16 protein-coding genes are annotated in these 11,867 nt (G+C 62.2%); 13 read left to right on the forward strand and 3 right to left on the reverse strand.

The window, feature by feature from the left end; genetic code table 11:
• The first annotated feature begins 165 nt into the window (after positions 1–165).
• Positions 166–1,209 carry a magnesium transporter gene (locus JET14_RS06190; protein ID WP_246750541.1) on the forward strand — a complete coding sequence of 348 codons (1,044 nt, stop codon included), beginning with the start codon at positions 166–168 and terminating at the stop codon, positions 1,207–1,209.
• Between the two features lie 4 nt (positions 1,210–1,213).
• On the opposite strand, the gene JET14_RS06195 is transcribed toward JET14_RS06190, so the two are convergent.
• A complete protein-coding gene (locus tag JET14_RS06195; protein ID WP_246750542.1) occupies positions 1,214–2,062 on the reverse strand; it encodes a hypothetical protein in 849 nt (282 codons plus the stop codon).
• Between the two features lie 216 nt (positions 2,063–2,278).
• On the opposite strand from JET14_RS06195, the gene JET14_RS06200 reads away from it, so the two are divergent.
• From JET14_RS06200 to JET14_RS22895, 6 genes are all read left to right on the forward strand, one after another.
• On the forward strand, positions 2,279–2,770 hold the full coding sequence (locus JET14_RS06200) for an acyl-CoA thioesterase (RefSeq protein WP_200337275.1): 492 nt from the start codon (positions 2,279–2,281) through the stop codon (positions 2,768–2,770).
• Positions 2,771–3,001: 231 nt separating this feature from the next.
• Entirely contained in the window at positions 3,002–3,577 is a 576-nt protein-coding gene (locus JET14_RS06205) for a YceI family protein (RefSeq protein ID WP_200337276.1), read from the forward strand.
• A gap of 66 nt (positions 3,578–3,643) precedes the next feature.
• Complete coding sequence (locus tag JET14_RS06210) at positions 3,644–4,228, forward strand: cytochrome b (RefSeq protein ID WP_200337277.1); 585 nt, start codon at positions 3,644–3,646, stop codon at positions 4,226–4,228.
• Between the two features lies 1 nt (position 4,229).
• Entirely contained in the window at positions 4,230–4,787 is a 558-nt protein-coding gene (locus JET14_RS06215) for a YceI family protein (RefSeq protein WP_200337278.1), read from the forward strand.
• A gap of 35 nt (positions 4,788–4,822) precedes the next feature.
• Positions 4,823–5,062 carry a hypothetical protein gene (locus JET14_RS06220; protein WP_200337279.1) on the forward strand — a complete coding sequence of 80 codons (240 nt, stop codon included), beginning with the start codon at positions 4,823–4,825 and terminating at the stop codon, positions 5,060–5,062.
• Complete coding sequence (locus tag JET14_RS22895; protein WP_281435285.1) at positions 5,059–5,187, forward strand: hypothetical protein; 129 nt, start codon at positions 5,059–5,061, stop codon at positions 5,185–5,187. Before JET14_RS06220 ends, JET14_RS22895 begins: the two co-directional genes overlap by 4 nt.
• Positions 5,188–5,235: 48 nt before the next feature.
• Here JET14_RS22895 and lepA read toward each other — a convergent pair whose 3' ends face one another.
• The gene (gene lepA / locus JET14_RS06225; protein ID WP_200337280.1) at positions 5,236–7,062 is read right to left on the reverse strand and encodes a translation elongation factor 4; all 1,827 of its coding nucleotides are present in this window, start codon (positions 7,060–7,062) and stop codon (positions 5,236–5,238) included.
• A gap of 62 nt (positions 7,063–7,124) precedes the next feature.
• Positions 7,125–7,256, reverse strand: a complete 132-nt coding sequence (locus JET14_RS22900; RefSeq protein ID WP_281435286.1) for a hypothetical protein — start codon at positions 7,254–7,256, stop codon at positions 7,125–7,127.
• 55 nt (positions 7,257–7,311) lie between these two features.
• Here JET14_RS22900 and JET14_RS06230 point away from each other — a divergent pair, with 55 nt between their 5' ends.
• The 6 genes from JET14_RS06230 to JET14_RS06255 all read left to right on the forward strand — a co-directional run bounded on the left by JET14_RS06230 (position 7,312) and on the right by JET14_RS06255 (position 11,862).
• Positions 7,312–8,109, forward strand: a complete 798-nt coding sequence (locus tag JET14_RS06230) for a hypothetical protein (protein ID WP_200337281.1) — start codon at positions 7,312–7,314, stop codon at positions 8,107–8,109.
• Between the two features lie 88 nt (positions 8,110–8,197).
• Positions 8,198–8,764, forward strand: coding sequence for a helix-turn-helix domain-containing protein (locus JET14_RS06235; RefSeq protein WP_200338004.1), 567 nt, complete (start codon positions 8,198–8,200; stop codon positions 8,762–8,764).
• Between the two features lie 12 nt (positions 8,765–8,776).
• Positions 8,777–9,304, forward strand: a complete 528-nt coding sequence (locus JET14_RS06240) for a GNAT family N-acetyltransferase (protein ID WP_200337282.1) — start codon at positions 8,777–8,779, stop codon at positions 9,302–9,304.
• A 106-nt stretch (positions 9,305–9,410) separates the two neighbouring features.
• Complete coding sequence (locus JET14_RS06245) at positions 9,411–10,448, forward strand: histone deacetylase family protein (RefSeq protein ID WP_200337283.1); 1,038 nt, start codon at positions 9,411–9,413, stop codon at positions 10,446–10,448.
• A gap of 133 nt (positions 10,449–10,581) precedes the next feature.
• Complete coding sequence (locus JET14_RS06250; RefSeq protein ID WP_024709634.1) at positions 10,582–11,187, forward strand: BA14K family protein; 606 nt, start codon at positions 10,582–10,584, stop codon at positions 11,185–11,187.
• A gap of 171 nt (positions 11,188–11,358) precedes the next feature.
• Positions 11,359–11,862, forward strand: coding sequence for a BA14K family protein (locus JET14_RS06255; RefSeq protein WP_200337284.1), 504 nt, complete (start codon positions 11,359–11,361; stop codon positions 11,860–11,862).
• The last annotated feature ends 5 nt before the right edge of the window (positions 11,863–11,867 follow it).

The raw sequence follows: 11,867 nt of genomic DNA on the forward strand, positions 1-11,867 counted from the left end.
CTTGCAAGGCCCGTCGTGTTGCATCCCCCTTCACGCAAGGCCAGTATGCAGACAAGCGAATTGGAGTCTACCCTCGATCAAGGTCCATTCACACATTGCTTCCGCAACGTCATCAAGCCTTTATAATGCCTTGTATAGTAAGGGGAAAACGAAAGGAACTTTATCGTGACGGATGCCACTGCCGGTGATTTCGCGCTGAGCGCGCCCCTGACGCCGCTTGCGCGAATAATCGACCAATCGCCGTTGACGCTGAAGCCCGAGACGAGCGCGGGCGAGGCGGTGAAGCTTTTCACCAAAAACGGCGGCAGGTCCGTCACCATGGCCTGTATCCGCGATGCGGAGGGACTTCTCGCCGGCGTCGTCTCCCTGCACGACTGCCTCCGCCACAAGCTTGATGATCCGGTCGGCATGTTTGCCCGCACGGACATGGCTGTGACCCGTGCCGATCGTTCGGCCGAATCCGTTGCGCATGAGATGGTCGAGGGCGATATCGACTTCATGCCTGTCGTCGATCGGAGGAACCGGCTTGTCGGCATCATAGACGGCGCGCGGGCGAGCCGCTTCATGGTCGATACGCTGCAGGAGGACGCCGAGGTCTTCGTCGGCCTTTCGGGCACGGTCAACGACGACTATTTCGAGCGTTCGGTCTGGTCGGACTTCCGTCGCCGCTTTCCCTGGGTGCTGGGTCTGGCGATTGCGGGTCTCGCCGCTGGCTATGTCGTCCATATCTACGAGAGCGCTCTCGATGCGCTGGTGATCCTCGCGCTCTACATGCCCATGGTGGCCGATACCGGCGGCAATGTCGGCACCCAGTCCGCCAGCCTCGTCACCCGCGTTCTGACAACCGGCGGCATCCGCTGGGCAGAGGCGGCGACGATCATGTGGCGGGAAATGCGCGTTTCGCTGCTGATGGCCGCGATGTTGTTTGTCTTCGCCTTCCTCAAGGTGGTGCTGATCTCCAACGCCGCCGATGTTCCGGAAGGGATGACGCTTGAAGCGATCGGTCTTGCCATTGCCGTCGCCCTTGCCGCCCAGGTGGTCTCCGCCACGCTGATCGGCGCGCTGCTGCCGCTCGGCGCCGTTGCCGTGAAGCAGGATCCGGCCGTCGTTTCGGGCCCGGCGCTGACCACGATCGTCGACCTGACCGGGCTGCTTCTCTATTTCACCATCACCACCATGATGCTTGGCATCGTCGTCGTGCATCAATAGCGGCTCAGGCGGCGGCGTTGTCGCCCGCATGGCGGGCCTCGCGCATGCTGAGCGCGGCGGCAAGCGCGAAGCAGAAGGCGCCGAACCAGAGATTGGCGTTGGAGACATCCATCAACCCGACCGAAACGCCATGGCGGGGCACATAGGCGAGCGTCGAGGCGATCATGAAGGCGATGCAGCCGACAAGGTTGATCGCGGCGATCCACCAGCCGAGTTCGCGGCGGGGCTTGGAGAAGTGGGCGTGTCCGACCTCGATATAGGCGAGATAGGCCGAGACCAGGAACAGCACGGAGCCGATCATGCCCGGCGTCCAGATCGCAAGATTCTGCGCGACCCAGCCCTTCGGCGCGTTGATGGCATCGAAGGTGTTGAAATTGAAGGCGACCGTGCCGACGAATTGCGTCGCGGCGCTGAGCCAGCCGGGGCTTTCCGGGCTCCAGCCGAACAGCTGTGGCCTGACGCCGGAGCCTGCCGCCGTCTGGTCGGCGTTGGCCGCCTGGAACAGCTGCAGATAGGCCGCTGTGGTGAACGGGATCGAGCCGATGAAGAAGGTGACGTTGGTCGTCCACCCCGGCAGACCGGAGACGAGCTTCGGATAGAGCGCCATCGCGCTTCCCGCCATGAACAGCGAGGCGCCGATGACGAAGACCAGCCCCATGATCCAGTTATAGCGCGCGGTCTGCCAAGCTGGCGCGCGAACGTGTTCCAGCGCGCGCCTGTGGCGGAACAGTCCCTTGCGGTGATCACGGGCACGCCAGAGCAACCGGCGACCGTCGCGCGTTTCGCGACGCAGCGTGACGAAAGGCCAGGCGCCCGCCTGAAGGTGCTCTTCCGCGTGGGTGTCCTTTGACATCATGCCTTCTTCTGTCTGCCGGTAACTCTGTGGTGACGCTTGCCGGCGACTTTGGCCGCTCGTGTGGCGAAGGTCAACCACGGGGAATGGCCGGAGATCACCAGGCGGGCGCTCTTTGCTGTTGATCGCAGGCGTCATTCGGGCAAGACTTGGCGCAGTCTGCAGGAGACGGGGCGGGATGGCTGCCTGCCGCGAAACGAGAGGGATGAATAACGCATGGATCGCGCACACGACCCGAGCCAGCTTGAAATGGTTGTATTGATGACGCCGGACATGGCGAATTTCTCCGGCAAGGTGCATGGCGGGGCGCTGTTGAGCCTGCTCGACCGCGTGGCCTATTCCTGCGCCGCGCGCTTTTCCCAGGATTACGCCGTCACGCTGTCTGTCGACCAGGTGACCTTTCGCGAGCCGATCAATGTCGGCGAACTCGTCACGCTGCGCGCCTCCGTCAACTATACCGGACGGACATCGATGGAAATCGGCATCCGGGTGGAGGCGGAGGATGTGCGCACCGGCCATCGCCGCCACACCAATTCCTGTTATTTCACCATGGTCGCCGTGGACGAGCACGGCAAGCCGACGCCGGTGCCGAAGCTCGCTCTCGACACGCCTGACAAGGAACGCCGCTTCGAAGAGGCCCGGATGCGCCATCAGCTGCGCAAGGAATACGAGGCCCGTTTCCGGGAATTGAAATCCGAAAAGGGCTGAGGCCGGAGCTTTCTGTCTGGAACGACTTTCGCCGGCCTATGCTGCGCCGCAAACGATAACGCGCGGCTCACATTTTCTTCATCGCGCGGAATCTCTGTAAAATCAGTCATTTGGCTCGTTGAACAGTTCGTTCAGCATTTGCGAAATTGTCGAACACGCAAATTCCGCTAGCTGTAGTGGTGCACGCGACCATTCCGGTCCTGTCCAAACCGCATCAGCGAGAGGTTATTTATGTTCCGTTTTGCTACCACGGCTGTCGTTCTGTCCATGATGTCCGCTCCGGTTCTCGCCGCCCCGGTCTCCTATGAATTCGACAAGTCGCACAGCAACCTGTCATTCAGCTACAACCACCTCGGCTACTCGATCACCGACGGTCGTTTCGATGACTGGGACGCCACGCTGACGATCGACGCCGAGGTGCCGGAAAGCTCGTCGGTTGAGTTCGTGATCGCCGCCGACAGCCTCGACACGTTTTGGGATGCGCGCGACGAGCACTTCAAGAGCGCCGATTTCTTCGACGTCGAGAACTATCCGGAGATCGCCTTCACCAGCACCGAGGTGAAGAAGCTGTCCGATGCCGAGCTTGAGGTGACCGGCGACCTGACCATCAAGGATATCACCAAGCCCGCCGTGCTGACGGTGGAAGTCCTGTCCTTCGGCGAGCACCCGATGGCCGAGAAGCAGGCGGCCGGCTTCCTGATGGAGGCGACCGTGCTGCGCTCCGACTACGGCATGGACATGTACACGCCCTATATCGGCGATGAAGTATCCGTCGTCTTCTCCGGCGAAGCGCTGATTGCCGAGTAACGGCTGACCAATGAGCGCGCGGGCGGAGCCGCTGAGCGGTTCCCCCGCGTCTCTCGGAGATTTTCGATGATCAAGAACACCAGACATGGCTATGGCGCCGTCGCCATCCTGTTTCACTGGGTCATGGCGCTGCTCATTCTCGGCATGCTCGGCCTTGGCCTCTATATGGTGCGGCTGCCGCAGTCGGATCCGGACGCCTTCGCGCTGTTCCAGCTGCACAAGTCGATCGGCTTCGTGGTGCTGACGCTCGCCGCGCTTCGGCTGCTGTGGCGGGCCGTGAACCCTTCGCCGAAACTGCCGGCGGAGATGCCTGTCTGGGAGAAGGGCGTCGCGCATCTTGGGCATGCCGGGCTTTACGCGATGATGTTCCTGCTGCCGCTCTCCGGCTGGCTGCTGGTCTCGGCCTCGCCCTGGGGCATCCCGACGATCGTCTTCGATCTCTTCGAGGTGCCGCATCTGCCGGTTCCGGGCGACAAGGCCGGAACGGCGGCGCTTGCCGCCGCCGTGCATGAATATGGCGCCTATTTCCTCATCCTGCTGATTGCCGGCCATGTCGCCGCCGCCTTCAAGCACCACTTCATCGCCCGCGACGAGACGCTGAAGCGCATGGTGCGCCCCTCGCGCGGGGCCCAAACCGTTCCCGGAGAATGATATGCGCTTTTCCATGAAGACCCTTCTTGCCGCCGCCGTTCTCGCCGCTCCCTTCGCCACCCCTGCCATGGCCGAGACCTGGACCGTTGACCATGATCAGAGCACGCTCGGCTTTGAAGTGCCGCAGGGCGGCAAGACGCTTTCCGGCACATTCGAGAGCTGGACGGCTTCGATCGATTTCGACCCGGAAGCACCGGAAGACGCGCTCATCACCGTGGAGATCGACACCGGCAGTGCCGCGACCGGCAACGGCCAGTATGACGGCATGCTGGAGACGTCCGACTGGTTCGCCGTCGATGAGTTCGGTTCCGCCGATTTCACGACGGACAATGTCCTGGCTCTCGATGACGGCAGCTACAAGGCCGACGGCCTTCTGACGATCAAAGCGGTCACCCTGCCGATCGAGCTTAACTTCACGCTCGATATCGACGGCGATACGGCCCATGTTGTCGGTCAGGCGATGCTGGACCGCAAGGAATACAACCTCGGGCCCGCCGTGAACGCCGATACGGTCGGAGAGACGGTGACGGTGCTTCTCGACCTGACAGCGATGCGGTAAGCTCGCGCCACGAAAGGCCTTATGAAAGGGCGCGCGTGGCCGAGATGCAGAAACACACAATCCACAACGAGCGCATCGAGCTTCTTGCGAATGCGCTCGACAGGGCTTCAACTGCCTCGATCGCCGCCGGTCTGATTGTCCCGTCTGTCTCGGCGCTTAGCCATGTCGAAGCGCTGTCGGGACTTGCCATCATTTCAAGCATGGTTTGGCTTTTTGCCGCTTTTGCACCACATATGGGTGCAAGACACGTTCTCGGAAGGTTGAGAGAGCCATGAACAGCACAATGGCATTTTTCTATTTCGTGCTGCCCTTGCTGGTCGCAGGGCTCGGCTGGGTGGCCGTTCTCGCCAATGACTGGAACGAGAAGCGACGGGAACGCCTCTTGCCGCCGGGAGAATGATCCCGGCGCGCATGCGTCGCACAAACACCCGCAAAAGCGCTGCTTGCTTTACTCGTCGCTCATTTTCAGTGCGGCGATGAAGGCTTCCTGCGGGATTTCCACCTTGCCGAACTGGCGCATGCGCTTCTTGCCCGCCTTCTGCTTTTCCAGAAGCTTGCGCTTGCGGGTGGCGTCGCCGCCATAGCACTTGGCCGTGACGTCCTTCCGGAGCGCCGAGATCGTCTCGCGCGCGATCACATTGCCGCCGATGGCGGCCTGGATCGGGATCTTGAACATGTGCTTCGGGATCAGCTCCTTCAGCTTCTCGCACATGTCGCGCCCGCGCTTTTCGGCTGCCGTGCGGTGCACCAGCATGGAGAGCGCGTCGACCGGCTCGCCATTGACGAGGATCGACATCTTCACGAGATTGCCGGCGCGATAGTCGTCGAGATGGTAGTCGAACGAGGCATAGCCCTTCGAGATCGACTTCAGCCGGTCGTAGAAATCGAAGACAACCTCGTTGAGTGGCAGGTCGTAGGAGAGCATCGCCCGGTTGCCGACATAGGTCAGGTTGGTCTGGATGCCGCGACGGTCCTGGCAGAGCTTCAGGATCGATCCGAGATGATCATCCGGCGTCAGGATCGAGGCCTTGATCCACGGCTCGCGGATCTCGGCGATTTTCACCACTTCCGGCATGTCGGCCGGATTGTGCAACTCGATCTCGCGCCCGTCCGTCATCGTCAGTTCGTAGACAACGGAGGGGGCGGTTGCGATCAGGTCGAGGTCGAATTCGCGCTCCAGCCGCTCCTGGATGATCTCCAGATGGAGAAGGCCGAGGAAGCCGCAGCGGAAGCCGAAGCCGAGCGCCGCCGAACTCTCCATTTCGTAGGAGAAGGATGCATCGTTGAGCCTGAGCTTGCCGACGGCAGCGCGCAGGTCTTCGAAGTCGTTTGCATCGACCGGGAACAGGCCGCAGAACACGACAGGCTGGGCCGGCTTGAACCCCGGCAGCATCTTTTCCGTCGGGCGTTTGTCCTCGGTGATCGTGTCGCCGACGCGGGTATCGGCCACTTCCTTGATGGAGGCGGTGATCACGCCGATCTCGCCGGGGCCGAGCTCGTCGACAACCAGCATTTTCGGCGTCAGCACGCCGACGCGGTCGATCGGGTATTTGGCGTCCGTGCCCATCATGCGGATGGTCTGGCCCCTCTTCAGCACGCCGTCGATGACGCGCACCAGAACCATGACGCCGAGATAGGTGTCGTACCAGCTGTCGACCAGCAGCGCCTTCAGCGGCGCGTCGGCGCCCTTTTCCGTCTTCGGCGGAGGAAGCTTGTGGACGATGGCTTCCAGCACGTCCGGCACGCCCATGCCGGTCTTGGCGGAGATCAGCAGCGCGTCGGAGGCATCGATGCCGATCACGTCCTCGATCTGCTCCTTGACCCGCTCGGGGTCGGCGGCCGGCAGGTCGGCCTTGTTCAGCACCGTGACCAGTTCGTGATCATTGTCGATCGCCTGATAGACGTTTGCGAGCGTCTGGGCTTCCACGCCTTGCGAGGCATCGACAACCAGCAGCGACCCCTCGCAGGCCGAAAGCGAGCGCGAAACCTCATAGGCGAAGTCGACATGGCCGGGCGTGTCGATCAGGTTCAGCACATAGGTCTCGCCGTTCTTCGCCTTGTAGTGCAGGCGCACGGTCTGGGCCTTGATGGTGATGCCGCGCTCGCGCTCGATATCCATGTTGTCGAGAACCTGGGCGGACATCTCACGCTCCGCCAGCCCGCCGCATGTCTGTATCAGGCGGTCGGCCAGCGTCGATTTCCCGTGGTCGATATGCGCCACGATGGAAAAGTTGCGGATATGGTCCAGCGGAATGCGGTCTTCATTTGTGCTCATGCGCGCGCATATAGCAGCGCGCGCGGCTTCTTGGAAGCGAAATTGCGGGGAGAGGGGCGTGGTCAGCAGCCGAGCGCTTCTTGATCTTTGATATAGCTTTCGCGCTCCGTATGCAGATCCTTGATGCTTCGCGTCAGTAGAGCTTTTTCAATCCGGCGCAGGCAGCCGCATTCAGAGTAATTGTCGTTTGCCATCTGGTGGCCTTTCTCGCTATGTTGCTGACACCTGCAATTTTAAGGCGAGACGACAATGCGAGGAAAAGCGGGGATATCTTTTGCCAGGCTCGTCTTCACTTCGACCGCGTTCATGCTGACGTTTTTGTCCGGTCCACAAACGGGCTTTGCTGGGGATTGGTCGTTTCAGGAACATCCTCAGCCAAGCACAGAAATCTCGTTCGAGGAATTGCTCTATATCGATGGCGACTGGAAACGGGACGGAATGCTGCCGGAGTGCGGCGGCAAGGTGCGTCGCAGCTACGAAATCTACCTGAAATACTTTCCCGAATATGCGGAGACTGCTGAGCCGGAGCAGGCCTATCAGACATGGCGGGACTATATACTGGCGGACGAAGAGAGTTCTCTCGGTGGTTGCATGACCGGCGCTTATGCCTATGCCATCGAAACGCTCTATAAGCGCGATCCGTCAAGCATCACGATCTCCTATTGCGGCCGTTTTTCCGGAGAACCGACGACGGAGGAAGACCTGTTCGTTGTCGATACAATCCGCTACCTTGAGGGGCTGGCCGACAAGGGCTTTGCACTGGCGCAAGGCTATTATCTGCTGATGGACGGTAACAGTGTGGTCCGGCTGAACCCTGACATTCTTTTCTTCCTAGGACAGTCGCTGGATGGTTCGCCATGGGCGGTGGAACTCGGATTGTTCGTCACTCCGGAGAGCTTGCTTGCGGTCAACAGTCCGAACCTTGAAGGACAACCCAGCCCTGAGCGCAAGGCCTTCGTCGATGAGGCCGTGGCAAGGAGCGACCTTGCCTCCGTGCTGGAAACCACCGGTCCTTGCGGGGATATGGCCTGGCGAGAGGCTGACTAGACTTGCGAGCCAATCGCAGCCGGGTTTTCCCCGACAATATCCGCTTGACTCTCCTATAGTAGAAATCCATGATCGCATCATGGATATTATCGACTCAACTTTCGACCGAACCATTGCGCTCAACCTCAAGAGGCTGCGTGCCGAAAAGGGGCTGACGCTCGACCGGCTTGCGGAATATTCCGATGTTAGCCGCGCAATGATCTCGCGCATCGAGCGGGCGGAAGCTTCGCCGTCCGCGCTGGTGCTGGCGAAGATCTGCGCCGCGCTCGGCACGTCGCTCTCGGCCTTCTTTTCCGATGCGGACAGGCCTGTCGATCCGCTGTCGCGCCGGGTCGACCAGCCGGTCTGGCGCGATCCCGAAACCGGCTATACCCGCCGATCCGTTTCGCCGTCGGGCACCGGTTCAGCGGTCGATATCGTGCTCATCCGCTTTCCCGCAGGCGGTCGCATCGCCTATCCGCCCAAGCACGGCGCGGCGGAGCTGCGCCAGCACGTCTGGGTGCTGGATGGCGTGCTCGACGTCGAGTTCGGCGAGGAAAACCGTCAACTTTCGAAGGGCGACTGCCTGTTCATGCCGGTGGCCGAGCCGCATGTTTTCTCAAATCCCGGCGCGACCGATGTCACCTATTCGGTGATCATCGAGCGGGTGCCATAGTCAGGAGCAGCCATGGACATCAGGCTTTTGAACGGTAACGAGGCCGAGGCCGCAATTCCCGCGCTCTGCGCGCTGCTGGCGGACAGTATCGAGGACAATGCCTCCATGGGCTTCATGGCGCCTTATGATGCGGGCGCGGTTGAAGCGTTCTGGCGGCAGGTGGCCGCGGGCGTTGCCGCCGGCGCGGTCATTCTTGCCGTTGCCGAGGAAGAGGGCGAGCTTGTCGGTACGGTGCAAGCGGGGCTGGCACAAAAGCCGAACCAGCCGCATCGCGGCGATGTGATGAAGCTCATCGTGCTGCGCGCCTTCAGGGGGAGGGGGATTTCCCGCCTGCTGATGGAGGCGTTGGAGGCGGAATGCCGCAAGCGGAACCGCTGGCTTCTGGTGCTCGACACCGCCACCGGCAGCGCGGCGGAGGCGATCTATCCGCGCCTCGGCTGGAACCGCGTCGGCGTGGTGCCGGACTATGCGCTTTATCCCGAAGGCGGCTATTGCGACACGACCTTTTTCTACAAGCGTCTCTCTGATCCGTCGCCATGATGGCGTTGTCACAATTGTCTCAACGAACTTGGCGTCTGCTGTGGATTTTGCGCCGGAATGGGGCTACCGACAGAGGGGAAATCTTTCTCGTCAAGGGGCCCCGAAAATGCGTGTCATCTATTCCGAGGATCACAAGCTGCGTGACGCCAAGACCGAGCTGCATGGCGGAGAACTGGTGAAGCCGTTTGAGGGGCCGTTCCGGGTGGAGTGGATCCGGGCCGCGCTGAAGGAAAAGGGGTTTGACGACGAGGTCGCGCCGGCGCGCCACGATCTTTCCGTGCCCCTCAAACTGCACGATGCCGGCTATCTGGAGTTCCTTGAAACCGTCTGGGAGCGCTGGCTGTCGGCGGGTTTCACCACCGAGGCGATCCCGATCTCGCTTCCCGTGCGCCGTTCCTACCACGCCCGGCCGCCGCACAACATCGACGGGCTCCTGGGTTATTACGCCAATTCGGTGGAAACCTCGATCACCGAGGGCACCTACGAGGCGGCGATCGCGGCGAAGGACTGCGCCATGACCGGGGCGGATTATCTCGGCGAGGGGCATCGCTTTGCCTTCGCGCTCTGCCGCCCGCCCGGCCATCATGCGGGCATCGACCTCTACGGCGGCTACTGCTTCCTCAACAATGCCGCCATCGCCGCCCAGCGAATGCTCGACAATGGGGCAAAGAAGGTTGCCATCCTCGATGTCGATTTCCACCACGGCAACGGCACGCAGGACGTCACCTATGAGCGCGACGACATCTTCTTCGCGTCGCTGCACGGCGAGCCGGATGATGCCTTCCCCTATTTCTGGGGGCACAGGGAGGAGACCGGCAAGGGCAGGGGCGAGGGCTACAACGCCAACTTTCCCATGCCGCGCAACACCGCCTGGCCGGCCTATGGCGAGGCGCTGGAGGCCGCGCTCAGACGGATTTCGGCCTTCGGCGCGGAGGCCCTGGTCCTGTCGCTCGGCGTCGACACCTTCGAAAAGGATCCGATCTCCTTCTTCCGCCTGAGGACGCCTGATTTCCGCACCATGGGCGCCAGGGTCGCCGGGCTCGGCATCCCGGTCCTCACCGTCATGGAAGGCGGCTACGGCGTGCACGAGATCGGCGACAATGTCGCCAATGTCCTGATCGGACTGGAAGAGGACGGAGCCTGAACCCTCCACCGGACAACTCCTCCGTTAATGCTGCATTCAGGTTGAGAGGATTACCGACACCACCGAAGATTGCGGCTTGACCCTTACCCGGTCCGCCGCCTTTGCTTCAGGTGTTTGCTTCAGGAGGAAGCCGATGTTGAAGGCAGTAAGGAAGGCATTCGTCACGGCCGTGGCGGCGGGCATGCTGGCGGCAGCCGCGATCACGCCGGCCGCGGCGCATCCCGCAGGTGGTTTTCATGGCGGCGGCTTCCATGGGGGCGGTTTCGGTCACTATCACGGCGTGCCCATGGGTCCCGGTCCGGCGCTGCATGGCGGGCTCCACGGGCCTGTCGCTCCGCACTGGCACGGAAATCCGGGCGGTCCCGGCTGGCATGGCGGCGGCCGCTACGGGCCGCATTGGCACGGCAATCCGCCGCCGCCCTACAGGCCGGTCGGTCCCTATCCGGGTCCCTATTTCGGCCCCGTCTATGGCGGTCCCTACGGGCCTTATGGTCCGGGCTGGTATGGCGGCCCCTACTGGAACAACTGGGGCCCGGCGATCACCTTCGGCGCCGGCGCGCTGATTGGCGGCGGCGTTGCGGCAGCCGCATCGTCCGGCGATGTCGCCCCCGTTCAGGCCGGCATCAATCCGAAGCATTATCAATGGTGCGAGGACCACTACAAGTCCTACCGCGCCTCGGACAACACCTACCAGCCCAATAGCGGGCCACGCAAAGAGTGCACCTCGCCCTATTACTGAGACGGCGCGAGAACACGATTTGTGAACGCGCGCGGCGTCTTTTGACCGGCGGCGCGCGCCCTTTCTCCTTTCTGAAACGTTAATCCTGGGTTCAGGCGGGCTTGATTAGTCTCTGCCTGTAACCAAGGATATCGTCGACCGACCCTTCGGCGCGGCAAACAGGAGAATGAGATGATCAGATTGGCAAGGAAAACGGCGGCGGCCGCCATTGCCTCCGCATTCATGGCGGTGAGCGTTCTGCCTGCGGAGGCGATGCCGGTGATGAAGCCGGCCCCGACGGCGGATAACGCCGTGCAGACGGTGCAGTATCGCGGCGGCGATCGCTACAACGACAATCGCGGCGGCTGGGGCCGCAATCGCGGTTATGACAGGCGCTATTACAACGGAGGCGGCTGGGGCTATAATGGCGGACGGGGCTATCGCCCGCCGCCGCCCGGATATTACTACGACGACAATGACGACGCCTGGGTGCCGCTCGCCATTCTCGGCGCGGGCGCGCTGATCATCGGCGGCGCAGTCGCGGCCAACCAGAGCCGCCAGCCGCAGCAGACCTATGGGCTGAACCCGAAGCATTACGACTGGTGCGAGTCGCGCTACCGCTCCTATCGCCCGTCGGACAACACCTTCCAGCCCTATAACGGCCCGCGCAAACAGTGCCTGTCGCCGTATTACTGATTGCG

It is taken from the genome of Martelella lutilitoris (assembly GCF_016598595.1).
GTDB lineage: Bacteria > Pseudomonadota > Alphaproteobacteria > Rhizobiales > Rhizobiaceae > Martelella > Martelella lutilitoris_A.

What these genes read in the sequence shown, in the direction of transcription:
- JET14_RS06200 (WP_200337275.1), top strand. Translation starts at nt 2,279, where the DNA reads ATGGATCGCGCACACGACCCGAGCCAGCTTGAAATGGTTGTATTGATG.
- JET14_RS06255 (WP_200337284.1), top strand. Translation starts at nt 11,359, where the DNA reads ATGATCAGATTGGCAAGGAAAACGGCGGCGGCCGCCATTGCCTCCGCA.
- JET14_RS22900 (WP_281435286.1), bottom strand. Translation starts at nt 7,256, where the DNA reads ATGGCAAACGACAATTACTCTGAATGCGGCTGCCTGCGCCGGATTGAA.
- JET14_RS22895 (WP_281435285.1), top strand. Translation starts at nt 5,059, where the DNA reads ATGAACAGCACAATGGCATTTTTCTATTTCGTGCTGCCCTTGCTGGTC.
- JET14_RS06195 (WP_246750542.1), bottom strand. Translation starts at nt 2,062, where the DNA reads ATGTCAAAGGACACCCACGCGGAAGAGCACCTTCAGGCGGGCGCCTGG.
- JET14_RS06245 (WP_200337283.1), top strand. Translation starts at nt 9,411, where the DNA reads ATGCGTGTCATCTATTCCGAGGATCACAAGCTGCGTGACGCCAAGACC.
- JET14_RS06215 (WP_200337278.1), top strand. Translation starts at nt 4,230, where the DNA reads ATGCGCTTTTCCATGAAGACCCTTCTTGCCGCCGCCGTTCTCGCCGCT.
- JET14_RS06230 (WP_200337281.1), top strand. Translation starts at nt 7,312, where the DNA reads ATGCGAGGAAAAGCGGGGATATCTTTTGCCAGGCTCGTCTTCACTTCG.
- JET14_RS06205 (WP_200337276.1), top strand. Translation starts at nt 3,002, where the DNA reads ATGTTCCGTTTTGCTACCACGGCTGTCGTTCTGTCCATGATGTCCGCT.
- lepA (WP_200337280.1), bottom strand. Translation starts at nt 7,062, where the DNA reads ATGAGCACAAATGAAGACCGCATTCCGCTGGACCATATCCGCAACTTT.
- JET14_RS06240 (WP_200337282.1), top strand. Translation starts at nt 8,777, where the DNA reads ATGGACATCAGGCTTTTGAACGGTAACGAGGCCGAGGCCGCAATTCCC.
- JET14_RS06250 (WP_024709634.1), top strand. Translation starts at nt 10,582, where the DNA reads ATGTTGAAGGCAGTAAGGAAGGCATTCGTCACGGCCGTGGCGGCGGGC.
- JET14_RS06210 (WP_200337277.1), top strand. Translation starts at nt 3,644, where the DNA reads ATGATCAAGAACACCAGACATGGCTATGGCGCCGTCGCCATCCTGTTT.